The sequence below is a fragment of the Variovorax sp. 160MFSha2.1 genome (assembly GCF_048305075.1).
GTDB lineage: Bacteria > Pseudomonadota > Gammaproteobacteria > Burkholderiales > Burkholderiaceae_C > Variovorax > Variovorax guangxiensis.
In genome coordinates, this window is record NZ_CP157625.1 from 370827 (window position 1) to 395669 (window position 24843).

Genomic DNA, 24843 nt, shown 5'->3' on the forward strand with positions numbered 1-24843 from the left:
AGTCACGCATCAAGCACCCGCTCAGGGAGGAAAAGCGGGGATGGATCGCTCCACCGGGACGAATGGTGAATGCGGGGGCGCAAGCCGCGAACGGGAAGCGCCCCCTCTTCGCTCGTAGGACCCGCCGCACAGCCGTTGCGCCCGCGCCTCAGTCGGACTCGCGCTGGTATTTCTTGAGCTCCTTGTGGCGATCGCAGTGCTCGAAGATCGCGAGAAACACTGGCGCTCTCGGAAGCGGCGTGTGTCACTGCTGAACCTTGCCACTTCCGTTCACGATCGAAAGCTCGACGAACTTCGAGCCGTTGCGCTCGCCGCCGCCGAAGCCGATGAGGTAGTCCCCGAGGTCGTAGTCGCTCATCGCGTTCAGCGTGGCGATCGTTCCCTCGCGCGTGGGCGTGCGGCCTTGGCGCTGCACGGCCTCCACGATCACGCGACCGGCGATGTAGCCCTCCATCATCAAGTAGCTCTTCGGTTCCTTGGGCTTGTGCTGGCTGGCGGCCTCGGTGAACTCGCGCTGCAGCCGACTGGTGCTCTTGTAGGGGTTCGGCGTGACCTGGGAGATCACCACGCCCTTGAGGTGGTCCTCGCCCAGGCGCTGTGACAGCTGCTCGATGTCCGCACCCGAATACGCGAAGAGCTGCGCCGTGCCGCCGCTGACCCGGTAGGCCTCGATGAAGGCCGCGGTCGGTGCGCCATTGGCCACCAGGATGATGGCTTGCGGCGTGGACTTGGTGAACACCTGTACCGCTTCTGAGATGGACGTGTTCGCGCCCCGGCTGCTGCCGGTGTAGGAAGCACGCGTCACGAAGCGGACCTTGGCCTGCGCCGCTGCCTGGTCGGCCGCCGCGACGATGGCGTCGCTTCCGGGGCCGGCTTCGTAGAGCAGGCCCAGCTTGCTGATGCCCACCGTCGACAGCTGCGAGGTGAGCTTGGCCAGCTCGCTCGGGATGTCGGCGCGCACGTTGAAGAGCTGCGCGTGCGCGGGCGCGATGTCGGTGGTGCGGTAGCCCACCAGCGCCATGCGCTGCTGTTCCAGCAGCCGCGTGGCCAGCAGCTCGCGCAGATTCTGGCTGCCGAAGTAGCCGGCCAGTACCAGCGGCCGCTTCTCGATGAGCAGCTTGCGGGTCTGCTCGACGGTGGATTCGGGCCGGCTGCCGTCGTCCTCCGTCGCCAGCGCGAAGGTGTGGCCGTTCACGCCGCTCTTGCGGTTCGCCGCGTCGAAAGCCAGGCGCATGCCGGCCGCATAGCCCTGGCCCTGCTTGGCCTCCAGGCCGCGCATCGGGGCTACCTGAACGACCATCACCTCGATGGCAAAGGCATGGCTCGTTGCCGATGCCGTGATCGCCATGGCTGCCAGCCAACGCGCGAGCTTGCTTCGATTCATGGCCGGCTCCATCTCTTGTCTTAAGGAGTGCTGAGTATGTGCAGCACATTGACACATGATCCGGGGCATTCCCGGATCGCCGCAAGGGGCTGAGGTCGACGGTGTGACATCGTCACGGCGGTTCCTAAATCCAGATCTTGGCCGTCACATAGGTAAGCACGACGCCGATCGCCGCAGCACTGAACATGAAGAGGACGGGAGAGAGCTTCAGCAAGTAGATCGCACAGCCAGCGGTGACCGCAAACGCCGCCGCATGGCCCGCGAACTCCGAAGTGAATGTGCTGATGGTGTTGATGTCCTCGTTGAGGATCGCCTGCAGCCGGTGGCTCTTCATGCGCTCGATTGAGGCGACAGGCGTGTGCAGGATTCGGAGCGAGACATCCTTGCGCAGCGCTGCGACGACCCTTTGCCCTGTGAAGCTGTTGACGATGCCCGCCAATGCGTGCCCGCCGACCGAGAACAGCCCCAACGCAGCCAATCCCACCGCAGCGGAGCGCTCGATGGCCGCGTTGCCATGCATGGCACTGTTGATCTGCTCCAGCAGCAACGCGGTGGCCATGCCACTCACGCATCCCAACAGCGTCGCCAGGACGATCACGTAGGCGAAGGGCCTGAGCAAGCGCCGAGTTTCAGCAGAGAAGGTCGAGTGTGTGTTCAAAAGCGATGCATTCAGAGATGGCGGCGTCCAGTGCACGATCGCGGATGGCACAGGCTCGCTGCAACTGGAATGGTGTCGGTGGGAGGCTGGGAGGTTGTGTTCAGCGAGCGCCTGATGCTGTGGTGCTTGGCGTGGATCCCCTCCTCATTCTTTTGTTGTCGCATGAAGGATCGCTCAACGAATTGCCAAGATTTGATCAAGATCCGCGCCGTGCCGAATGGTCGTTGCGCGATGCGGATTCCCATGACAAGAAGGCGGTGTTTAGGAGGCCGAAATCGAATGAAGGCGCCGCATAATGCGCACCCGCCGCGGGCACCCTGTTCCGCCCAGGTCGGGGCGCCATTGCCCTTCAGCGGCGGCGCACATTGAATCCCTTATGGCCGACGAACGTATCCTGATTGTTGAAGACGACCCGCAGATTGCCGAGGTGCTTTCTGCCTACCTGCAGCGTGAAGGGTTCCAAACGGCGCACAGCCGTGATGGTGAGGAGGCGCTGCGGATGTTCGGGCAGTGGCAGCCGGCGCTGGTGCTGCTGGACTACATGTTGCCGCGACTGAGTGGCAGTGAGGTCCTGGCCGCCATGCGCCGCACGAGCGATGTCCCGGTCATCATGGTGACGGCCATCAATGACGAAGCCGAAAAGCTCGGCGCGCTGCGCTACGGTGCGGACGACTATGTGGTCAAGCCCTTCAACCCGAAGGAGGTCGTCGCACGCGTGCAGGTGGTTCTTCGGCGTTCGCGGGCTTCGTCGTTCGCTGCGAAGTCCCGGCTTTCTCATGGGGCGCTCGAACTCGATCTCGATGCCGTGACGGTGCACGTCGACGGTGATGCCAATCCGCTTGAATTGACGATCACCGAATTCAAGCTGCTGTCGACCATGATGCGGCATCCGCGCAAGGCCTTCACTCGGTTCGAGCTGCTGCAAGCCTGCCTGCCCGAAAGCGATGCGCTCGAACGGGTGGTCGACACGCACGTGCACAACCTGCGGCGCAAGCTGGAGGAGCGCGGTGTCACGGGCATCCCCCTCGCTGTGCGAGGCGTTGGCTATCGCCTGGGCGGTTCGTAGCGATGCGCTCGCGTCGATCACTTTGGGCGTGGCTCACTTGGCGGATGGTTGTCTTGGCCATTGCCGCGACCGCAGCGGTGCAAGCCGGGATGTGGGGGCGCTACAACTACCTGGAAGCAAAGGCTGAGTCCAAACTGCCGCCCGCGGTGGCCGCAGAGATGCGGCGTCTTGAGATTGAGCCGGAAAAGAACGCAAAGCGGTTGCAGGAAATCTATGCCATGTACGGTGAGATTTTCGCGCCGCCGTCCGATACCGAGGATCTGATCGTGCAGGCGCTGTTGAGCCTGGCCATCGTTCCCTTTGTGGTGGCGTTCGGCCTGATTCTGGCGCGCCGTATCGTTCGACCGGTCTCGCACGTGGTCGCGGCCGCAGAGTCGGTGGCGACGGGACGCTTCTCGGCCCGGGCACCGGTGCTCGAAGCGGCGCCTGCTGAACTCCAGCGCCTCGCGATGCACTTCAACAAGATGGCGCAGCGCTTGGAGGCGTACGACAGGGAGCTCCACGATTCGAGTGCGGCCATCGCGCATGAACTTCGCACGCCCTTGACTGCGGCGATGGGACGACTGCAGGGCATTCTGGATCGGGTGTTCCCGTACGAAGAGGGCCAGATCGCCACGGTTCTGGATCAGCTGGAGCAGATCCAGCGCATCATCGGTGACCTGCAGGTTCTTTCGCTTGCGCAGGGTGGTCGACTGCATCTGGAGATCAGCGAGTTCGCCGCGCGGCAATTCGTCGACGAAAGAATCCATTGGGCCAGCCCCGCCTTGCAGGCGCGCAGCGTGCGGGCCGTCAACCATGTCGAGGCCGGGCAGACGCTGCGCGCAGACAGGACGCGGCTCGGTCAGGCTCTGTCGGCCCTCATCGACAACGCGGTGCGCTACGCAGGTGACGGTGGCATCGTGGAGATTGACCTTGTGGAGCGAGACCTGGGCGTTGAACTGATCGTTCGCGACCGGGGCACAGGTGTTTCATCCGATGACGAGGACTTCTCGCGCTTCTTCGAGCGCTTCTGGCGCAGCGAGCAGTCTCGCTCGCGACACGCCGGCGGAACCGGCCTGGGCCTGTCGGTCGTGCAGGCGATCTGCAGGGCCCATGGCGGCCACGCGAGCGCTTCAGCACGCGCCGGTGGCGGCGCAGAAGTGCGCATCTGTTTGCCGTACACGGGAGCGGCGATGGATTCAGGCACGTTGGTGGCCTAACGATACGGTCGGAAGCGTGAACAGGCGGCGCGTGATTTCTTGCAGCACCGCTTCCAGCGCAATCTCGCGTGACGGGGGGACTCCGCCCGCCCGTGCTCAAGACCTCGGCTCGGTGTGCGATTTGCACCGTGCGCTGAGCGGTGAAAGCGATTCGGCATAGCCGTGGTCGAAGGTGAGGGTTTCCTTGCGAGCTGAATTCTTCGGCGGCGAGTTGAAAAGGTTTTTCGTGACGACAGCAGCGGGTTTGCTTTTTCCTGCGGCGACGCGAGGATCTCAATGGGCACTTGCAGTTGGGGAGTGCGACTGTCCCAGATCGCGCGCGTCACCGGTTCCATTTACATCGTGACTGGCAGGCTGCTCAGCCCGGACCACGTGTCGCGGATCCTGGGCAAGCGGCCGCACAAGATCTCCATCATCGCGACTGCCAGGGCGCGCAGGGAGGCGAGTGTGATCAAGCGCAGCTTCCCTGATGTGCGCGTCGCCCAGCACAGCGATTGCGATGCCAAGGGGGGCTTGTCGAGCCCGACACGGTCTGGGTCTCGAGCGCGGACTGCGGCAGGTCCGCGATGATCGAGTCCACCGTCGGTCCGCATTCGATCCAGCGTTTTCAACAGAGCCCTGGAATTCTTTTTCCGCGAGCTCTGGTCTCAGTCGCGCTCGAGATCCAGTGACCTTGTTCCGACGTCCGCCCTCCCCACTGACAGCCAGATCTCCTGAAACGTTCTTCCTTTCCGGCGGCAGCGCCCTGTCGAGGGCGCTGCGGATCGTCCTGCGGCCGTCGCGGGCCACCTGACGGGTGGCGATGCGTGAGCCTCGCGTGTGTTCTAGGACTCGAGCGTTTCCAGCGGGCCGAAGAACTCGTAGCGCAACTGCTGCTTCGGTATGCCAAGCGCCAGCCCGTCGGCATAGACGGCCTTCATGAAGGGCTTGGGTCCGAGAAAATACAGGTCCACGTCGCGGTCGGATGGCAGCAGCCGGGCCAGAAGTTCTCGGTTCACGAAGCCGATTGCATGTGGCCGGTCGGCGGCGCGCGGCGTGTCGTAGACGTACAGCGGCTTCACGTTCGCATGCGTCGCAGCCAGAGCATCCACGCGTGCGCGGAAGGCGTGGGCGCCGCCGTGACGGGCCGCATGCACGAAATGCACCGGCCGACCGGTGTGCGCCATGGATTCCAGCATGCTCATCGCCGGCGTGATGCCCACGCCCCCGGTGACCAGCACCAGCGGACGGGTTTGTTCTCCTGCGGGGTGCAGCACGAAGTCGCCGCACGGCGCCTGGACCTGCAGTCGCGCGCCGACGGTCGCAGTGCTGTGCAGCCAGTTCGAAGCCCGGCCCCCCTCCTCCTTCTTGACGCTGATGCGGTACCACGGCTTGCCTGGCGCGTCGGACAGCGAATAGTTGCGTCGCACCGGCTGGCCGTCGATGTCCAGCACGAGCGTGATGTACTGGCCAGGCGAGAAGGCGAGCAGCGCGCCGCCGTCGGTGGGCTCCAGGTAGAACGAGGTGATGACATCGCTTTCATCCTCGCGACGCGCGACGCGGAACTCGCGCGTTCCGCGCCAGCCTCCGGGTTGTGCTGCGTTGGCGCTGTAGACCTTTTCCTCAGCGGCAATCAGCAGGTCGGCCAGTGCGCCGTAGGCCTCGCCCCAGGCGGCAATGACTTCATCGGCGGCGGCGGCGCCCAGCACATCCTTGATGGCACGCAGCAGGTAGCTGCCGACGATGGGGTAGTGCTCGGGCAGCACGCCGAGTGCCGCATGCTTCTGGATGATGCGCGGCAGCGCATCGCCAATGGCTTCCAGACGGTCGATGTGTGCTCCATAGGCGACGACCGCACCTGCCAGCGCCCGAGCCTGGCTGCCGGCCGCTTGGTGGGCTTCGTTGAAGAATGCCTTCAGCTGAGGATGCCCCTCGAGCATGAGGCGGTAGAAGTGGCGGGTAATGGCCTCGCCGTGCACCTGAAGCGCAGGCACGGTGGACTTGACGATGGCGATGGTTTGCGGGTTCATGGCTTTTCCGAATTGATGTTGGCGGTGTCGACATCTCACGATCTGTGCCAGCGACAACCATGAGCCAAGTCCCTGTCGCCATTGGTGATTTTTTGCAATGGTCAAATTGACAACTTCAAGCAGTTGTATTTATGACCACAAATGATGTCAGTTTGACCCATGACCTTCCGCCTTCGGCGGCTGAAGCGAGCAGATACCGATCGCTTCTGGCCGCGGCGCGCGGACTCGTTCAATGCGATGCGGCTGCTCTCTTGCAACTCGAAGGCGATGTTCTCCGGCCGATGGCCGTGGACGGCTTGAGCGACGAGACACTCGGACGCCAGTTCCCGGTGGCTGCCCACCCGCGTTTTGCGCGTCTGCTCGACAGTCCGCGAGGCCTGCGGTTCGCCCATGACTGCGGTTTGCCGGACCCTTACGATGGCCTGATCGTGGGGCAGCCTGGCATCCTGCCGGTGCATGACTGCATGGGCGCACCGCTGCGTCTGCGTGGCATCCCATGGGGCTTGCTCACGCTCGACGCCCTCGAGCCGCACACGTTCGACGCGGTGAGCCCGGCCCAGGTCGAGGCGCTCGTGGCACTCGTGGAAGCGGGCGTGGAGGCCGTCCAGACGATCCGCGAGATGGAAGCTCGCGCCGCGCGCGAGCAGGCCGTGGCTCACGCCCTGCGCGCCGGGCGCGGCGCACCGCGCGAATTGCTGGGCAGCGGCGCGGCCATGAAGCAGCTTTACAGCGAGATCGAGACGGTCGCCGTGTCTGACCTGACGGTGCTGCTGCTGGGCGAGACGGGCGTGGGCAAGGACCTGGTGGCGCAACGCCTGCACGCGCGCTCGCGTCGCAGCGAGCAGCCGCTCGTGCAGGTCAACTGTGCAGCACTGCCCGAGGCGCTGGCGGACAGCGAGCTCTTCGGCCACAAGCGCGGCGCGTTCACGGGCGCCATGCACGACCGCGATGGCAAGTTCGAGATCGCGGACGGTGGCACGCTCTTTCTGGACGAGGTCGGAGAATTGCCGCTGAGCGTGCAAGCCAAGCTGCTGCGCGTGCTGCAAAGCGGTGAAGTGCAGCGCCCTGGGAGCGATCGCACATTGAAGGTCGACGTCCGCGTGATTGCGGCCACCAACCGTGACTTGCCCGCGGCGATCGCGCAGGGACGGTTTCGCGCGGATCTCTACCACCGGCTTTCGGTCTATCCGCTGGTCGTCGCGCCGCTGCGCGAACGGGGACGCGATGTGCTCGCGCTCGCCGGCGGCTTCCTCGAGGAAAACCAGCATCGCTTGGGCGCGCGCAATCTACGGCTCTCGCCGGCGTCGAAGTCTGCCTTGTTGGCGCACGTCTGGCCAGGCAACGTGCGCGAGCTTGAGCATGTGATCAGCCGCGCATCACTGCGGGCCGTCAGGGAGCAGCCCCGCGGGGCACGCTGGACGGCCATCGAACCACGCCACCTGGCGTTGGAGAGCTCCGCAGTTGGCGCTCCGGCTGACCTGAGGAGGAAGGCCGTGTCCTTACCGGCAGAGGGCCAGGTCCCTGCGGTTGCGGTGCGCAGCACATTGCGTGAAGCCACGCTGGCGTTCCAGCGAGCCTGGCTCGATGAGATGTTGACGCGGCATCAGGGTCACCTGGCCAACGCCGCGCGTGAAGCTGGGATGGACCGCAGCAACTTCCACCGGACACTGCGCAAACTCGGCCTGCTGCAAGCCGATGATGCGGACGCCCGCAATCAGTCCGGCGCGAACCTGTGAAGGCCCCGCGCGCCTGCGTTCAGCAAGCAGTGCCTTGCAAAAAGGGCCGGGTGCCGATTCCAGCTGCGCATCCCGAGCTTTCCCTGTCTGTTTCTTCCTCCCAAGCACGCACCGTGGAGAGGGCTAGAGTCCATCCCGCATGCTTGGAAAGAAGTCCCGAATATCCGCGTATTGCGTGTCAGCCTGCGCCATCAGTGCAAAGGCCTTGAGCTTTGTGGCGTCGGCATAGGGAACCTGGGAGCTCCCTCCGCCCGAATGCCGGCACAGCAGATCGTCGTCATCCAGGTTGAGCAAGGTGCGGCATGCCACCGGGCGAGCCTCGTAGACGGTGCAACGGTCTGCACGAAGAAACGGGCAAGGCGTCAGCGGACCCGTTTGCAACTGCCGTTCCATCTCGGACAGGTTTTCGGCCTGCGCGTGGTCTGCGACGCGCAGGCTGCGTCTTGGCACGCTCGGCGCCCTTGCCGCTGGCGCGACCCAGCAGACGGGCCTCGATCAGAGAGATCGTCACCGGGATCTGGCAGCAATGACTGCACCCTGCTCGGCAAGCTGAGAGTGCCTCCATCGGTCGAGCCCAGGCCGAAGCAGCTCGCTGCAGCCAGATTATCCGCTGTGCCACCGTCTTTGCTTTTTGGGAGGCCTTCAGCAAAGGCGTGGCCTCCCCGGAGGGCGCAAGACAGGCAAGCTTCTCCTGTGCACGCTGCATGGCCAATGGCAGGCGGTCGCGCTGCCGCTGAGCCAAGTCCACTGCTGCAGCGCCCGCCGCCAAACTCATGAATTCGATCCGACGCAAGTTGTTGATCGACTAGCCTACCACCTGCGTCGGGGTTGCTTGCCCCCCCGTTCAGCGCTGAAAGCCTCAGAAGTCCCGTCGCTGAGCACTGTCGCAGGCGCAGGCGCTAGATTCCTGCCGTGACCGAGGCAACGGGCCGATCTTCCAATCGGTCCTCCAGCATTCAAGTCTGGGTGCTTTGTCGACCGCGCTGAAGCCAAAGACGGCATACCTCTGCGCTGTCCATGCGGCGGGCGGTTTCTCGACGCATCGCTCGCGACGCATGAACGGCCACAGACGCAAGACGAAGCGGCCGAAGGGCCTGGGTCGACGGCTCGTCTTCACATCTGGAGGCCGCTCGCGCGTATGAGGCCTCCAACCGTGCAGAAGACATGCTGCCCTAGAGGCCCTCGGCGTCCAGCTCTTGCGGGAGGACCGCGAGGAAGAAACCTGATTTACGGCAATCTTGCTTCGGACGAAGTTTTCCGCCGCCCAACAAATAGACTAACGGCAGACAGTTTCCTGCCAGAGGAACACACAAAACCTCCGCCTCCCAGTCATAATCCGTGCCGTTAGTATGTTTCCTCTGCCGATGGCATCCGATTCGACATTGCCCCTTTTCAATGAGTCGCCCGATTCAAACCATGTGAGCGCTTTCCGCGAAGCCTTCGAAGCTTGGCTTGGCGACCAGCGCGGCTCGGGGTTGCTGCGTCGCGAGGGCTCGGTATCGGTCTACGAAGACATGTGGGAGGCGTTCGCGACCTGGTGTCTCGGGCAATCGCCTGCGGTGACCTTGTCGACCCTTGAACTGGCTGACCTGCAGGCCTTCCAAGCGGCCCGGTTCGGACGCAAGACCTCCGATTTGTCCTTGACGCCGCGCTACGCGTTGCGGCTGATGCGGCTGATCGACCGGGTGCTGCGCCACCATGCATCCCGAGCGGACACCATGGCCAACTCGGCGGCGGCGGACTGGATTGCGGCCAATCCTGAGATTCGCTATGCCGACGCTGCACACGCCGATCCCCTGCCTGACTACCTCTCAGTGAGCGAGGCCCGGCACCTCATTGCGTTTCTCTCGACCGCACGACCGCGGCCCGGAAAATCCCGCAATGCCCAAATGCCGCTGACCTGGCAGGAGGTGCGCAATCGCGCCTCGGTGGCCTTGCAGCTCGGCGCCGGCCTCACGCCCGGCGATGTCCGTGCCCTGACGCTGGACTCGCCCGTCTCACAAGGCGGTCGCGTGCGGGAGCGGCCGTGGAAGCTCCAGGTACCCGGAAATGGCAATTCGCCACCACGCGAAACGCCCGTGGCGCCATGGGCCGCGGAGTTGCTGCAGCACTGGCTGAGCGTGCGCGCCGAAGCTGGCATCGCAGGGCCCTTCCTATTCCCTTCCACGCGCACCGGTAAACAATGGCAAAAACCCTCACAGTACGAATGCGCGAAGCGAGTGCTCGAGGAAGCCGGGGCCGACTCACGCGAAGGAGGTTCCTTCCGCTTGCGGCACACGTTCGCTCTTCGGCAGTTGCGACGAGGGACGGCGCCAGAGCAGATTGCGGGATGGCTCGGCATCGAGCCCGCGAAGATGAAGCGCTACGAACGCGTGCTGCCGGGCGTGATCGACGTCGTGTGACTGGTAAGCAACTGTACCGAGGGGCTCATCCTCGGTGCCTCGCGCAGCGAAGTTGCCAACGCCTCTGAACCAAGCCTGCGCCACGGGGCCCCCCCCGCCTGGGTGCGCTACTTCCGCGCACTTCACTTCGACGCCGCTGCATGGTTCAAGGCAGTGCCGACACCGGACGGCAGTGCGCAAATGGAGGCATGGCTTCGCGCATGCCGGACTTGCCTCGTCGCCACGTGCGATGCCGTCTCGACACGTTCTCCATGAAGACCCCAAGGATTCTGAACAGGTCCGCGCAACATTCACCTCTCGTCGGTGATCTGCGCGGAGCAAGGATTCGATCGGTTTCAGAAGGGGATGAATGAGGTTGGTGTTTCGACGATATGCGCTGCTCGGCCTGCTCCTCGCAGCGGCAGTCACGGGAATCTGGATAGGCGTTGCGGAATCGAGCTCGGGCCCCGAGTTGGCCACGGCGAGCGTGACCATCGGTGATCTGGAGCAGACGGTACTGGCCGTAGGCCGATTGCATCCCAAGGCACTGGTCGCCGTCGGCGCTCAGGTTTCCGGGCAGGTCAAGCGACTGCATGTGGCGCTGGGACAGCCGGTGAAGACCGGCGATCTCATCGCAGAGGTTGACGACCAGCCGCAGCGGATCTCGATGCGCAACGCGCAGGCCGCAGCGACCTCGCTGCAGGCGCAGCTGGCCGCAAGGCGCGCGGCCCTGGCGCAGGCTGAACTCGCCTTCGAGCGCCAGGAGGCCTTGCTCGCGGCAGAAGCCACGGCAAGGTCCGACCAGGAGGCCGCCAAGGCAGCATTGGAAACCGCACGCGCCGAGGCCCGCTCGCTGGAGGCCCAGATCGAACAGGCGCACACCCAGATCGAGACCGCACGCATCAACCTTGGATATACCCGCATCCTGGCCCCGATGGACGGCGTCGTCGTGGCCATCGTCACCAAGCAGGGCCAGACGCTCAATTCCTTTCAGACAACGCCCACGATCGTCATGCTCGCCAAGCTGGACGTCATGACGGTGCGCGCCGAAATCGCAGAAGCCGACGTACAGAAGGTCGAGCGTGGCCAGCAGGTGACCTTCACCACCCTGGGTGACAAGCGGGACAAGTACGTCGCGCAGATCGAGCGGGTCGAGATCGCACCCACGTCCATCGTGAACGAGGTGGGCGGCGCAGGTTCAGCCGGCGCAGGGGGCTCATCGGGCACGCCGACCTCCTCGCGCGCGATCTACTACAACGCCGTCTTCGACGTCCCTAATCCGAAGGGCCAGCTGCGCCCCTCCATGACCGCGCAGGTCTCCGTGCTGATCTCCCATCTCAGGCAGACGCTGCTGGTTCCCACCGCCGCGCTGGGCGAGCGCGATGCGCATGACGCCTATACGGTGCGCGTGGTCGACCCGAAGGGACGGGTCTCGGTGCGCCAGGTGCGCATCGGCATGCGGACCAACGCGACTGCACAGGTCCTGTCGGGCCTCCAATCCGGCGACGCCGTGCTGATCGGCGAGACGGTGCCCACCACGGCGCCGGGTGGCGCAGGGCTGCTGGGGTTCTGAGCATGGGCCAGCCGCTGTTGGAGTTGCGCGCGCTGCGCCGGGAATTTCCTTCCGGGGACGGCACCATGGTGATCCTGAAGGACATCGACCTGAAGATCGACGCGGGAGAGATGGTGGCCATCGTCGGCGCGTCCGGGTCGGGCAAATCGACCCTGATGAACATCCTCGGCTGCCTCGATCGACCCACGGCAGGCAGCTACAGGGTCGCCGGCACGGAAACAGGGGAGCTAGGCCCCGACGAGCTGGCCGCCCTTCGGCGCGAGCACTTCGGCTTCATCTTCCAGCGCTATCAGCTGCTCACGGATCTCTGCGCCGCAGCGAACGTCGAGCTGCCGGCGATCTACACCGGGCTGGCCGCCTCGGCGCGTCAGGCACGCGCGCAGTCGCTGCTCACGCGCCTCGGCCTGCAGGAGCGCATGAACCACCGCCCAAGCCAGCTCTCGGGCGGCCAGCAGCAGCGCGTTTCCATTGCACGCGCGCTGATGAACGGGGGCGCAGTCATCCTGGCCGATGAACCGACGGGCGCACTCGACAGCGCCAGTGGCGAAGAGGTCATGCGCATCCTGCAGGAATTGCACGCCGATGGCCACACGATCATCCTTGTCACCCATGACATGTCGGTCGCATCTCATGCCGCACGGGTGATAGAGATCAGCGATGGTGTCATCGTCGCCGACCGGCAAACGGCAGCCCGCACCGCATCGAAGCCCCCGGGGCTGGCTTCGCCCTCGCCCGCCGCCGCCTTGATGCGAGCGGGCGCGGATCGTTTCGCTCAGGCGTTCCGTATGGCCCTTCGGGCAATGAACGCGCACCGGCTGCGCACCTTCCTCACCATGCTCAGCATCATCATCGGCATCGCGGCGGTCGTCTCGGTGGTCGCGCTCGGCAGGGGCGCGCAGGCACAGGTGATGGCGCAGGTCCGCGAACTGGGGACCAACACGCTCGATGTCTTCCCCGGCAAGGATTTTGGCGACACCCACGCCGCGGCCATCGAGACGCTGGTCGCCGCCGATGCAGAGGCCCTTGCCGATCAGCCCTACGTGGACAGTGCCACGCCGAACCTCTCGATCAACGTCACCGCGCTTTATCGCGAGCTCGCGGTCGCCGGCCAGGTCACTGGCGTGGGTGCCGGGCATTTCCGCGTGCGTGGGCTGAAACTTGCATCGGGCCGCTTCTTCGATGCCCTCGACGTCGAACGTCACGGCCAGGTCGCCGTGATCGATCCGAAAGCGGCCACGACCCTGTTCAAGTCCGCGACCCGAGCCATCGGCGAGATCGTGCTGCTGGGCAACATGCCGGTCGAAATCATCGGAGTGCTCCAGCCTGTGCAAAGCAGCTCCAACACTTCCACCCCGACCTTCTACGTACCCTATGCGGCGGTGGCAACGCGCCTGTCCGGACAATCCCATCTCGACAGCATCAGTCTGCGCGTGCGCGACGCCGTCTCCAGCCAGGCCGTGCAGCAGGCAGTGACCGCGATGCTGAGCGAGCGACACGGCCGAAAGGACTTCTTCATCTTCAGCTCCGACCAGATCCGACAGGCCGTCACCCGCACCAGCACCACCCTCACGGTGTTGATCTCAGGCATCGCCATGATCGCGTTGCTCGTCGGTGGCATCGGCGTGATGAACATCATGCTGGTGTCCGTGACCGAGCGCACCCAGGAAATCGGCGTGCGCATGGCGATCGGTGCCCGTCAATCCGACATCCTTCAGCAGTTCCTGATCGAGGCGATGCTGGTATGCCTCATCGGCGGCGTCCTGGGCGTGCTGATTGCGTTGGGCCTGGGCCTGGCGGCCGACCTGATGGGGCTCGGCCTCCAGATGTCCTTCTCCGTCGCTTCCATCGTGCTGGCTGTCGCCTGCTCCACCCTGATCGGGATCACCTTTGGTTTCCTGCCGGCGCGCAATGCGGCCCGGCTGGATCCGGTCCAAGCGCTGGCGAGGGACTGATGCGTTTTCCTATCCCGTGTCACGCCAAGAGGACCATGACTGCCGCGGCGGCGGTGAGCGTCTTGCTGGTCCTTGCAGGTTGCGCGGCCCTCGCCCGCACACCCTACCAGCAACCGGCCGTGCCCCTGCCGGCGCGCTTCGAACACTCGGATATCGCCGCCGGTGTCCCGCGCAATGAGGCATGGTGGCGCTCATTCGACGACCCGCAACTCAACGGATGGATCGATCTGGCGCTCCAGCACAATCCCGACCTGGCAATCGCAGGCTTCCGGGCGCGCCGCGCCTCGCTGGAAGCGCAGCTGGCCGGCAATGCCCTGCGGCCGGTGTGGGAAGGTGCCCTTTCGAGCAGCGCAAGCCGCGCTTTGTCGGGAGAGAACCGACGCACCAACGAGACCGTCAATGCCCAGATCGGCGTGCGCTGGGAGATCGATCTGTTCGATCGCCTCGGTGCGCAGCGAGATGCGGCCAGCTTCGAGGCACGGGCCAGCGCGCAGGATCGCGAGGCGATCGCCCTGTCCCTCGTCGCGGCAGTCGCGAACCTGTACTGGCAAATCGGATTTGCCAACGAGCGCATCGCGTCCGAAAGGCAGAGCCTGGCGTACAGCCACCGCACACGCGAGCTGATCGACGCGCAGTACCGGGCAGGCTCGGTCTCCCGCCTCGAACTGCGCGAAGTCGAGCAATCGGTGGCTGAGCAGCAAGCCCTGCTGAGCCAGCTCGTACAGACAAGCAACGAACTGCGTCAGGCGCTGATGGTCTTGTTCGACGGGTCGCTGCCGCCCGGTCCGGAACCCCTGCATTTGCCAGACGCAATGCCCGCGCCTGTCGGTGCAGGCCTCCCCGCAGAGTTGCTCGGGCGGCGCCCCGACCTGCGCGCAGCCGAGCTCCGCCTGCGCGCCTCGCTGGCCAGCCGCGATGCCACAGCTGCGCGCTTTTATCCGACGTTCTCGCTCACGGGCAGCCTGGGAACTTCCAGCGCGTCGCTGCTGGAGGTGCTGCGCAATCCGGTCGCCACCTTGGGTTCCGAGATGGCGCTGCCCTTCCTCAACGTGCGCGGGATGCAACTGAGCAATGCCGTCGCCCGGACACGCCATGAGGAAGCGATCCTGGGCTTCAGGAAGTCGCTCTACGCGGCGCTCGCAGAAGTCGAGCGGGCGCTTTCAGCGCGCACGCAACTGTCACTGCAGGCGCTCGCACGCCGGCGCGCCCGGGACGAAGCAACCGAGAGCGAGATGCTCTACGAAGTTCGATATCGCAAGGGGCAGGTTGCCCTGCGCGCCTGGCTCGATGCGCAGGAGCGCAGGCGCGTGGCAGAAGTGGCTCATGCGTCGGTCCGCCTGGCCTTGCTGCAGAACCATATGACGCTGAATCAGGTGCTGGGCGGCGCCGTTCCTCCCATGGACAAGATCGGGGAAATGCCGAGTGACGGGGGCCCGAACCGTGTGACGCGATCGCCCTGAAGAACCTCTCGCTTGCAACCTCGGCCCTCCCCGCGCCCCCCTCGGAGCCTGAGCCCAATTCCGTGCGACTGCTCCACCCTACCCGAAGTCTTCGCATGCACGTGTTCATGGCCCGAACCAGAAGACAAGCCACAGGGCAACGGCCCCGAGCGTGGCGAGCAGCAGGAGCGTTTCGGCTTTTCGGCGCAGCCAGCCAGAGCATTTCGCCTTCCAACGCCCGATCGCGGTCTTGCCTCGCGCGAAGACCCCCGACGGACCGACCCGACGCGCTATGCCGTTCTCACGGCGGGTTCTACGCGGCGGCGCGAGATGGCCCATGGCGGCAAGCGGCACCGTCGATCAAGGGCAAGGCGGCTCGTGAAGCACGGCGCGGCAATGACGCAGCGATGCGCTTCGAGCGGGTAGCTGTCGCCATCCTGGAGATGCCTTCAATCATCGGCACTCAGGGCATTCGCTCGGCCAGCGTTGCGCCAAGGCCTGACATCGGCGCGACGCGGACACCCACAGTCCGCAGCAAGTCGGGCAAGCCAGGATCAGCCCACACCATGAATTCGACGCCGCGTCCGTGGCGAATGAGGTCACCCATTCTTGGCGTGCCCGGATGACACATCAGAAGGTCACCGTTTCGGGCGTGCCTGAGCCAATGCCGCAACAGCGAACCGTATCCACTCTCGGTGGCCTTGAAGTCGTAGACGCCAAGCAGGCGGCGATTCGCGAGAAAGCCGAGCGAGCGCGCACGGCGGCGGAAATCCTCCGCCCCCACCAGGCGATCGATAAGCCACGCCTTGCGGCCGTCGGGACGCTGCACCGAATCCATCAGGGACGAGGTCGGCGCGGCACTCACACGCACCCACGGCAGGGAACTTCCGTAGCGTCGCATCAGTACATCGAGCACGATGTCACGTATTTCCGGCAAGTGGTGCACGTGCTCGTGACTGTCGAGGTGGGCCGGTGCGCGGAACATTTCCTCCTCGAAGGCATCGAGCTGATCCAGCAAGGCTTCGCGTATGCGCCGCAGAGGCAGCAGCCGCAGATGGGCGGCCGCGATGAGCGTTCGCACCGACCCCAGCGCTGGCGCGCCATTGAACGGCAGGGTCAAATTGAAATGCAGGCCGATGTCGACGTGGTGGACGTCGAGGTAGCGCGCACGCGCGGCGCCCTCCTCCCAGTCCGGCGCCTGCGTCATGGCGCTCAAGGCGCTCACGCGCCGCATCTCGGCCAACTGCAATGCCGCCGCGTTGACACCTTGGTTCAGGCCGAAGTCGTCCACGCAAACAGCAATGCTTCGTTGCTCGGGGCGGGACAGCCCATCGTCGACGGAGGGCGGCCTTGCAGCGGCATGCCCGGACAGGCCACTGGATGCCGACGGACCGTTGCGTGCAGCTTGGTGGCTCATCCGGCAACCTTTCTGATCAAGACCTGTTGCCGGCCCTGCGGCGGCAGTGAGGCAGGTCGAGCGCCTGGCCTTTGCTGGGCGCGGGTGACGTGCTGGCGCACCGAGGTCGCCCCGGGTCCAGGGATGCAGAGCCGGCTCGGCTTCAGCACGGGCATCCTCATGGCTGGCGCTCCCTCGAGGCGGCTTCACGGGATCGCTTGACGAGATAGAGAGGCCGTCCCTTCACTTCATCGAACACCCGCGCCAGGTACTCGCCGATCACGCCGAGCGAGATCAGTTGCACGCCGGCCAGCAGCAGCATGGCGACAACGATCGTGGTCCAGCCCGATACTTCGTTGCCCCAGAGCATGTACGACACGGCCAATCCGACGCCGTAGCCGAACGAGACAAGTGCAAGCGCGCCTCCCACCACGCTCGCGGCACGCAACGGCCAGCTGGTGAACATGGTGATGCCGGTCAAGGACAGGCTGCACAGTGCGCGCAAGCTGTAGTGGCTGCGCCCATGAGGTCGGGGCGGCGGAACATAGACGATCTGTTCCACGCGGAAGCCGACCCAGGCGAACAGACCCTTCATGAACCGACTGCGCTCGGGAAGCGCACGCAAGGCTTCAACCACCTGGCGGTCCAGCAGACGAAAGTCGCCCGCGCCCGCCGGGACCCGATAGCGCCGGTCCCGGTCGATGAGGCCATAGAACAGGCGGGTGCCAAAGCGCTTCATCCAGCTTTCGGTCTTCCGGTCGGTGCGCACCATGCAGACCATGTCGGCCCCCTGAGTCCAGCGCGCGACCATGTCGGGAATCAACTCGGGCGGATGCTGGCCGTCACCGTCCATCAGGACAACGAGATCTCCCCGCGCCACGTCCAGCCCGGCGCTCAGTGCAGCTTCCTTGCCGAAGTTGCGGGAGAGTTCCAGCGACCGAACGCCATGGTCCCGCCAGCGCAGCGCCACCTCAGCGGTGGTATCCGTGCTTCCGTCGTCGACGACGACGATCTCCCACTCGCGAGCGAGGCTCGAGAGCACGACCACGAGTTGCGGCAAGAGCAACGCAAGATTCCTCGCTTCGTTGCGGCAGGGAATGACGCAACTCAGAAAGGCCACGCGGGCTCTGGAAGTCCGCTCGGCAAGCGAGTCCTGCGCAAGGTTGCCGGCGCACGCGCGCGGCATGAGGGTCGGGGACATGGTGTCGGAGGCTCCCGCGTCGCGCTTTCTCGGGCGCACCACGCGTGAATCAATGGGTGACATTGGGCTGTCCAGTGCACCGTGCCGAGATGGAAGCCGGCGCGATCACGCGCCAGTGCAAGCCCGGAAAGTTGTCCCCCACCGGGCGATAGCCGACGTCCGGAGCTGCAGCCCTGCTGAGTTCCAGAACACCGCATTCATCGGCCAATTTCTTGTCCACCCATGGACTGATGTCGAAGCGACCGTGGAGCAGGACCAAGGGTTGCTCGGGAAGTCGCAATGCCAGCGCACCGGCTTCGGCCGGGGGCCCCGCCACCACGCGGATCGGACCTCCGAGTTCGATGCGAGCCGCTGGCACTACCGCGTCAGCCAGCCCCTGCGCGTCGAAGTTGCGCCAATGATGCCGCTGCCATCGCACCTCTCCATTGGCGGAGATCATTTGCCCCCAGAGCAGCAGCAGCAACTGAACCAGGCCAAAGGCCTTGAGGGCGGACCTCAGCGAGATGGCGGACCACAACCGCCTCCAGCGGCCCAGTTCCATGGCCGCCGGGACGGCCAGCAGAAGGAACGGCGCGCCCCAATGCAGTTGGAGGTCCGCGCCGACGAAAAGTCCCAGCGCACAGGTGAAGACCAGCGGCGTGGCGCCGAAGCACAGCAGCAGGCATCGGCTCATGCCTGCATCGACCACCATAGCCGTGGGTTGGTGCGCGGGATCCGGCCGCGCTGCGCGCTCGAACGCCCACAGCGCCAGCAGCAGAAAGAGCCATGCGGGAAGCGCGCGGTTCAGAAGCTGATCCACCAACCAGCGTGCGCTGCCGCTCCATCGACTCGCGCCCTGCAGGTCGAGCCCCAGCGACGACTCCATGGCATAGCGGATGGGCCCCAGGTCGTTGTACCAAAGCCAGTACAGATGCGGAGACACCAATGCCAGGGCGGTCACCATCGCCAGCAGCAAGCCACGCCGATGGCTCGTATCTCGCCAACCACGCTGCCAACCCCAGAACACGATGATTGCCAGGGCCATCACCGCGATGTGGTACTTGGCAAGGGCGCCCAGACCCAGGCACACACCCAGGGCAAGCCACCAGCGCGATTGCCGTGTACAAAACGCCTTCCAGGTGAACGCGGCGCTGGCGACCGCAAAGGGCATCAGCACCACTTCGTGGTTGTAGTAATAGAGGCGCCCGTTGTAGTAAGTGATGCAAAGTGCCGCGAGGACAGCGATGGTCGCGTGCACGGGTCCCCGCAGAGCCGCAAGGAACCGCCAGAGCACGCCCATGGCTGCCAGCGCGAATATCGCGCCCAGAACATAGGTGGTGGCGCCCGACAGCCCCATTACCTGCACCGGCAGCCAAAGCACCCAGGTGGGCAGCGGCGGATGCTTGTAGTAGCCCCATTCGAGACTGCGCACCCAGGTGAGCTGCTCGATGTTGTCCGTGGGTGGCACGAGGCTCGAATGAGCCAGATGCGGCAGCCAGACAGCGGCAAACAGAACCAGCAACAAGGTGAGCCAGGCGCCGTCGGGGCGGGGCGAGCACGCCGCCATTGCGCGGCGCAGGACGGCTGCCAGGTGAGCGCCGTCGGGACGCGCCACGCCGATGCGAGACACCGGGACCGAAGGATCCGCAGCTTCTGACAGGGATGGAGTTGAAGCGGTGTCTGCAGGCGGGGAATGCATTCGGGGGCGCGAGCTGGAAAAGCTTCGTGGGTGGACGAAGGCGCCATGCTCGTTCGCCATCGTTCAGAAGTGCTGCAATTTCCATCAACATTCGATCAAGCGACGTACGAATCCCTGCCTTCGGCGCAGATTGATATGCGCTGTCGTCGCCCGGCTGGCCGCACATCGCAGCCAAGAGCGATGGCGCGGCCCTCCTGGCTCGCGCCCGTTGAGGAAGAGCGGGACTTCAGCATCTCCATCAGATCTGGATCAGGCGCAAGCCCGTTCTCCACGGGTTTTCACAAGAATCGTCGTCAGGCCGCTGGCTTGGCAGGTTCTCGATGCAGCAGCTTCTCTCGCCTCAGCGATGACCGCCCCGAGGGTGCTGCATGCGTTCACCCTCGAGCGCGCGGCCCGTTCGAGTCCACGCAAATCCAACTGGCCGGTTCGCTCGCCCATTCCGAGGCATGCACTCCCGCCTCCTTTTTTCCAGCCCTGCACGTCGTCAATTGATGAAGAAAACCGAATCCGTTCTCCTCCCCCGTGAGGATGCGCACCTTCACCCACCAGGGGCGATTTCGCCTGGCCCATCCAACGGATGGAGCGCGCAGCTGATGCGCCTGCGGGGCGCAGCCATCGCCTGTCGAACAGCCCTGATCTGGGCATGCGAAGACTTCGCCACGGCGCAACGCCTGATGCTGGTACGCATCGATCGGCAGTCGCCTGCGTCGCGGCCTGCGTGATGACGCGTCTCGTTGAGCGCGACGCCCGCACGCGCGAGCCCCACTCCGGTGGATCACACCTCTGGGGCCTCATGCAGCGGTGCGATTGCCTGCAAGGCGCAGAAGACCTCTCGAGGCACGCTGCTCGCCGCCACATGCTGGCTGTGCTCGCTGCCGCATGCTGCTGGCTGGCCGGTGCATCGACGGTTGCTGCGCAGGACATCGCCGCACGGCCTCTGGACTCGAACGAGATGAAATGGGAGTGGATGTTTTCGCCCTACGCCCATCATTTCCGCCGCAGCAGTGAACACCGCAACGTATACCTCATCGGTGTAGAGCGGTATCAGACCGAAAACTGGCTGGTGGGCGCGGGCGTGTTCAGCAACTCGTTCGGCCAACCCTCCGCCTATGCCTACGGCGGCTACCAGTGGACTGGGCTGTTCGGTCAACCGAGGCTCTACCTCAAGCTGACAGCCGGCGTCATGTACGGCTATGTCGGAGAGCACAAGGACAAGGTGCCGTTCAACCGCAACGGATGGTCACCCCTGGTGGTGCCTGCCATCGGCTACAGGCTCGACTCCCGAAACAGCCTCCAGGTATCGGCCCTCGGGACCGCAGGCCTGCTGTTCTCCTACCACTACCGTCCGTGAGGCCAGTGGTTCGCTGCGGTGCAGCGCTTCATCTTCACAGTACCTGGACATTCAGTGAAGAGTTTCTCCACGAACAAGCAAGACCATCGCGCGGATCTGCACGGCCTCAACGGATTGAGACGGCTCCGGCGCCGCAGATCATCAACGGAGAGAGGGAAAATCATGAAGCCACGCGCGCGCCTGCCCAGCGCCCCGCACCTGCGTCCCTATCTGCGCCCTTATCTGCGCCTTTATCTGCGCCGATGGGTTGGCGCCGTGTCCACGGTGTTGCTGTCGATAGCGACACAGACCAACGCGCAGGCCCAGGTGGAAGGGCCGCGGGCGCCATCGACACCGCCCAACGCCATTGAATCCATCACCGGCTCGACCCGTGCGGACGTGGACTTGTTGCGCATCGACTTCACCCGCCCGCTCGCTGCGCTGCCCGCGGGTTTCGTGGTGCAATCCCCCGCGCGCATCGCGCTCGACTTCCCAGGGATCACCAGCGCCGTGGGGCGATCGGCCATCGCCTTCAATCTGGGCCATCTTCGCGCCGCCAATGTGGTCCAGGCGGAAGAGCGCACCCGCGTGGTGCTGAGCCTGCGGCATGCGGCCACCTACCAGGCCGAGATCCAGGGGCGATCGCTGCTGGTCTCGCTGCAATCGAGCACGGGCCAGCCGCCGCGCACGCCGCCATATGGCGATTTTGCAGAGAACCGTGTCCGCAGCATCACGCCGCTGCAGGAGATCGACTTTCGGCGTGGCGAGGACGGTGCCGGCCGCATCATCGTGGCCATGGGCAGCCGCCAGATGGGGGTGGATGTGCGCCGCCAGGGCGCGACGCTGGTGGCCGATTTCATGCGGGCGTCGCTGCCCGAGGGATTGCGACGCCGGCTGGACGTGTCGGACTTCGGGACCACCGTCGACACAGTGCAGCCGCAGCAACTGGCGGACCGGGTCCGCCTCTCCATCGGCGCACACGGCGACTGGGAGCAGAGCGCCTACCAGACGGACGAGCAATTCGTCATCGAGGTGCGTCCGCGCAAGGCCGATCCGGGCAAGCTCACACCCGGCGCGGGCTATGCGGGCGAGAAACTCACACTCAACTTCCAGAACGTCGACATGCGGGCGCTGCTGCAGGTGATCGCGGACTTCACCGGCTTCAACGTGGTGACCTCGGATACCGTCTCCGGCACCCTCACCCTGCGGCTCAAGGACGTGCCGTGGGACCAGGCGCTGGATGTCATCCTGCAGGCCAAGAACCTGGGCATGCGCAAGAATGGCAGCGTTCTCTGGATCGCGCCGCTCGAGGAGATCAACGCCAGGGAAAAGTCCGACCTCGAGGCCCAGGCCTTGCTGGAGAACATGACGACACTGCAGACGCAGTCGTTCCAGCTCAACTACGCAAAGGCCGCGACGGTGGTACAGAACCTCAGGGGTGGCGGCGGTACTTCCGGCAGTGGCGGCAGCTCGGTCACGCGGCTGTTGAGTGCGCGCGGCAGCGCGATGTCCGAGGCCCGCACCAACCAACTCTTTGTCACCGACACCCCCGCACGCCTGACCGAGGTGAGCGAACTCATTCGCAAGCTCGACGTGCCGGTGCGGCAGGTGCTGATCGAGGCGAAGATCGTCGAGGCGTCGGATACCTTCGGCAAGTCATTGGGTGCCAGGCTGGGCGGCGGGATTGTCGATGGGAACAGCTCTGTCGGCACCACTCCTGCAGGCAGCAGTCGCGCTTTCGCGCCTTACACCAACCGCAACTTTGTGAATCTGCCAGCCGGGAGTGCCGGTAGAGGGAGTGCCCCGGGGGTGTTTGCGGTCTCCCTGTTCAGCGCAGGGTACACGCGGATGTTGAACCTGGAGGTCTCGGCACTCGAGGCCGAAGGCAGGGGCAAGCTCGTATCCAGCCCTCGCGTGGTCACCGCCGACCAGACCAAGGCCTTGATCGAGCAAGGCGAACAGATCCCGTACCAGCAGGCCACATCCAGCGGCGCCACCTCCGTCTCGTTTCGCAAGGCCGTGCTGAAGTTGGAAGTGACACCGCAGATCACTCCCGAGGGCAACATCATCCTCGCACTGGACGTGAGCAAGGACGCGCGCGGAGTGAATACATCTGCCGGTCCGGCGATCAATACCAAGCACGTAAAGACCGACGTACTGGTCGAAAACGGTGGCACCGTCGTCATCGGCGGCATCTTCGAGGTGACCGAGATCAACGACGAGTCGCGCGTGCCGGTATTGGGCGAGGTCCCCTATTTGGGCGCACTGTTTCGCAAGCGCACACGCACCTTGAACAAGGTCGAGATGCTGGTGTTTATCACCCCCAAGATGATGGGATGACCTGCGTCGAGGCTTGATGGCGAACGCTCCCTGTTGGGACCTGTCCCGCGTGGAGTGGTCTGTGCTGACGCGTCGCGTTCTACTGGCGCGTGACGCTCCCGATCCTGAAGCGGGCCGTGGAGGAGAGCCACGAAGATTGAAGGCGCAGCGAACCATCCCGATGCCAGGCGCCGGCACCAAGCGCTCAGCGCCCCTGGAACCGCGCACTGGCCAGTTGGGACAGTGTCGTCGCGGTCAGTGCGCGAACACCCACGCGCATGGCGGATTCGTCGATCTGAAACAGCGGCGAGTGATTCACCGGTGCGTCCTTGTCGCCCAGCGGCGAAGCATTCAGCATCCAGAACACGACGGGCACTCCGGTCGAACCAAAGGCACCGAAGTCTTCCGAGCCCATGGAAGCAGGCATCTGGCTCACCTTCGCGACACCGCCAGCGGCAGCCTCGAAGGCCCCCACCATCGAAAGCGTGGCGTCGCGGTCGTTGACCAGCACCTCGTAGCCGTCTCCGCTGTCGATCGTCACCTCCGCCTGCACCCCGTAGCTCGCCGCGATACCCGTGGCCCGGCGGCGGATCTCCTCCTGGGCGATCTTCTGGTTGGTCGTCGAGAGCGCGCGGATCGTACCGGCAATCTCGGCCGTCTCGGGAAGCACGTTGAAGCGATTCCCGCTTTGCAGCATGCCGGTGGTCACGATCGTCGGCCCGCCGTCAATGGTCGGGTTGAGCCGATGGCTGACGATGTTCTGCAGGCCCAGCACGGTCTCGGCCGCAGCCAGCATGGGCGTGTTGGAGACCCACGGTGCCGCGCCATGGCCGCCCGTGCCCTTGAACAGGATCCGGAACACGTCGATGCTCGCGAGCATCGGGCCCGGCCTGTAGCGGATCGCGCCGGAAGGCGCCTGGTTGCTGATGTGCTGGCCGAGCACCACGTCGACCTTGGGGTTGTCGAGCACGCCCTCGCGCACCATGGCCATGGCGCCACTGGACTTGCCCAGGCCCGGGCCGATCTCCTCGGCCGGCTGGAAGATGAAGACCACCGTGCCCGTCAGTTGCTCGCGCAGCGAGGACAGCACCTTGGCCGCCCCCAGCAGCATGGCGATGTGCGCGTCATGTCCGCAGACGTGCGAGACCGCGACAGGCTTGCCGAGCCAGTCGGCCTTGGCCACGGACTTGAAGGCCAGGTCGTTGCGCTCTTCCACGGGCAAGGCATCCATGTCCGCGCGCAGCGCCACCACGGGGCCGGGCCGTCCACCGCGAAGCACGGCCTTGATGCCGGTGCCGGCGATGCCGGTGCGCACCTGCAGACCCGGCATGCCAGCCAGGGCCTGGGCGATGTACTTCGCGGTGCCGACCTCCTGGTAGGCCAGTTCGGGGTTTTGGTGGATGTGTCGGCGCCATTCGACCAGCTGAGGCTGCGCGCCATCGGACAGGGCCAGAGCCTGCGAGAGCAGAGAGGCTGCCGTGGCGGGCGCGACACCCTGCGCGTGCGCCCCCATGAAAGAGGC

17 protein-coding genes are annotated in these 24843 nt (G+C 65.2%); 9 read left to right on the forward strand and 8 right to left on the reverse strand.

Features of this window, described 5'->3' with window-relative positions:
• Positions 1-244: 244 nt before the first annotated feature.
• A complete protein-coding gene (locus tag ABL838_RS33230; RefSeq protein WP_418126009.1) occupies positions 245-1384 on the reverse strand; it encodes an ABC transporter substrate-binding protein in 1140 nt (379 codons plus the stop codon).
• Between the two features lie 124 nt (positions 1385-1508).
• Positions 1509-2003, reverse strand: a complete 495-nt coding sequence (locus tag ABL838_RS33235) for an ABC transporter transmembrane domain-containing protein (protein ID WP_418126010.1) — start codon at positions 2001-2003, stop codon at positions 1509-1511.
• Between the two features lie 415 nt (positions 2004-2418).
• Here ABL838_RS33235 and ABL838_RS33240 point away from each other — a divergent pair, with 415 nt between their 5' ends.
• Positions 2419-3108, forward strand: a complete 690-nt coding sequence (locus ABL838_RS33240) for a response regulator (RefSeq protein WP_418126011.1) — start codon at positions 2419-2421, stop codon at positions 3106-3108.
• Positions 3109-3161: 53 nt separating this feature from the next.
• On the forward strand, positions 3162-4307 hold the full coding sequence (locus ABL838_RS33245; RefSeq protein ID WP_418126012.1) for an ATP-binding protein: 1146 nt from the start codon (positions 3162-3164) through the stop codon (positions 4305-4307).
• Between the two features lie 824 nt (positions 4308-5131).
• Here the strand turns inward: ABL838_RS33245 and hmpA are convergent.
• Positions 5132-6316 (reverse strand): NO-inducible flavohemoprotein, encoded by a 1185-nt coding sequence (hmpA, locus tag ABL838_RS33250; RefSeq protein ID WP_418126013.1) that lies wholly within the window; start codon positions 6314-6316, stop codon positions 5132-5134.
• A gap of 131 nt (positions 6317-6447) precedes the next feature.
• Here hmpA and norR point away from each other — a divergent pair, with 131 nt between their 5' ends.
• Positions 6448-8052 (forward strand): nitric oxide reductase transcriptional regulator NorR, encoded by a 1605-nt coding sequence (gene norR / locus ABL838_RS33255; protein ID WP_418126014.1) that lies wholly within the window; start codon positions 6448-6450, stop codon positions 8050-8052.
• A 123-nt stretch (positions 8053-8175) separates the two neighbouring features.
• On the opposite strand, the gene ABL838_RS33260 is transcribed toward norR, so the two are convergent.
• Positions 8176-8502 carry a YkgJ family cysteine cluster protein gene (locus ABL838_RS33260; protein WP_418126015.1) on the reverse strand — a complete coding sequence of 109 codons (327 nt, stop codon included), beginning with the start codon at positions 8500-8502 and terminating at the stop codon, positions 8176-8178.
• A 914-nt stretch (positions 8503-9416) separates the two neighbouring features.
• On the opposite strand from ABL838_RS33260, the gene ABL838_RS33265 reads away from it, so the two are divergent.
• The 4 genes from ABL838_RS33265 to ABL838_RS33280 all read left to right on the forward strand — a co-directional run bounded on the left by ABL838_RS33265 (position 9417) and on the right by ABL838_RS33280 (position 15418).
• Positions 9417-10454, forward strand: a complete 1038-nt coding sequence (locus ABL838_RS33265; RefSeq protein WP_418126016.1) for a tyrosine-type recombinase/integrase — start codon at positions 9417-9419, stop codon at positions 10452-10454.
• 349 nt (positions 10455-10803) lie between these two features.
• On the forward strand, positions 10804-12006 hold the full coding sequence (locus ABL838_RS33270; RefSeq protein WP_418126017.1) for an efflux RND transporter periplasmic adaptor subunit: 1203 nt from the start codon (positions 10804-10806) through the stop codon (positions 12004-12006).
• A gap of 2 nt (positions 12007-12008) precedes the next feature.
• Positions 12009-13958, forward strand: coding sequence for a MacB family efflux pump subunit (locus tag ABL838_RS33275; RefSeq protein WP_418126018.1), 1950 nt, complete (start codon positions 12009-12011; stop codon positions 13956-13958).
• Positions 13959-13993: 35 nt separating this feature from the next.
• Positions 13994-15418, forward strand: a complete 1425-nt coding sequence (locus ABL838_RS33280) for an efflux transporter outer membrane subunit (protein WP_418126019.1) — start codon at positions 13994-13996, stop codon at positions 15416-15418.
• Between the two features lie 442 nt (positions 15419-15860).
• Here the strand turns inward: ABL838_RS33280 and ABL838_RS33285 are convergent, their stop codons facing one another.
• The 3 genes from ABL838_RS33285 to ABL838_RS33295 form a co-directional block, all read right to left on the reverse strand.
• Positions 15861-16814 (reverse strand): ChbG/HpnK family deacetylase, encoded by a 954-nt coding sequence (locus ABL838_RS33285; RefSeq protein ID WP_418126020.1) that lies wholly within the window; start codon positions 16812-16814, stop codon positions 15861-15863.
• Positions 16815-16971: 157 nt separating this feature from the next.
• Positions 16972-17994, reverse strand: coding sequence for a glycosyltransferase family 2 protein (locus ABL838_RS33290; RefSeq protein ID WP_418126021.1), 1023 nt, complete (start codon positions 17992-17994; stop codon positions 16972-16974).
• A 49-nt stretch (positions 17995-18043) separates the two neighbouring features.
• Positions 18044-19603, reverse strand: a complete 1560-nt coding sequence (locus tag ABL838_RS33295; RefSeq protein WP_418126022.1) for a glycosyltransferase family 39 protein — start codon at positions 19601-19603, stop codon at positions 18044-18046.
• A 925-nt stretch (positions 19604-20528) separates the two neighbouring features.
• Here ABL838_RS33295 and ABL838_RS33300 point away from each other — a divergent pair.
• Both ABL838_RS33300 and pilQ read left to right on the forward strand, forming a co-directional pair.
• Positions 20529-21023, forward strand: coding sequence for an ABC transporter ATP-binding protein (locus ABL838_RS33300; RefSeq protein ID WP_418126023.1), 495 nt, complete (start codon positions 20529-20531; stop codon positions 21021-21023).
• 162 nt (positions 21024-21185) lie between these two features.
• On the forward strand, positions 21186-23342 hold the full coding sequence (gene pilQ, locus ABL838_RS33305; RefSeq protein ID WP_418126024.1) for a type IV pilus secretin PilQ: 2157 nt from the start codon (positions 21186-21188) through the stop codon (positions 23340-23342).
• Between the two features lie 184 nt (positions 23343-23526).
• On the opposite strand, the gene ABL838_RS33310 is transcribed toward pilQ, so the two are convergent.
• Positions 23527-24834 (reverse strand): M20 metallopeptidase family protein, encoded by a 1308-nt coding sequence (locus tag ABL838_RS33310; protein ID WP_418126025.1) that lies wholly within the window; start codon positions 24832-24834, stop codon positions 23527-23529.
• Positions 24835-24843 lie beyond the last annotated feature (9 nt).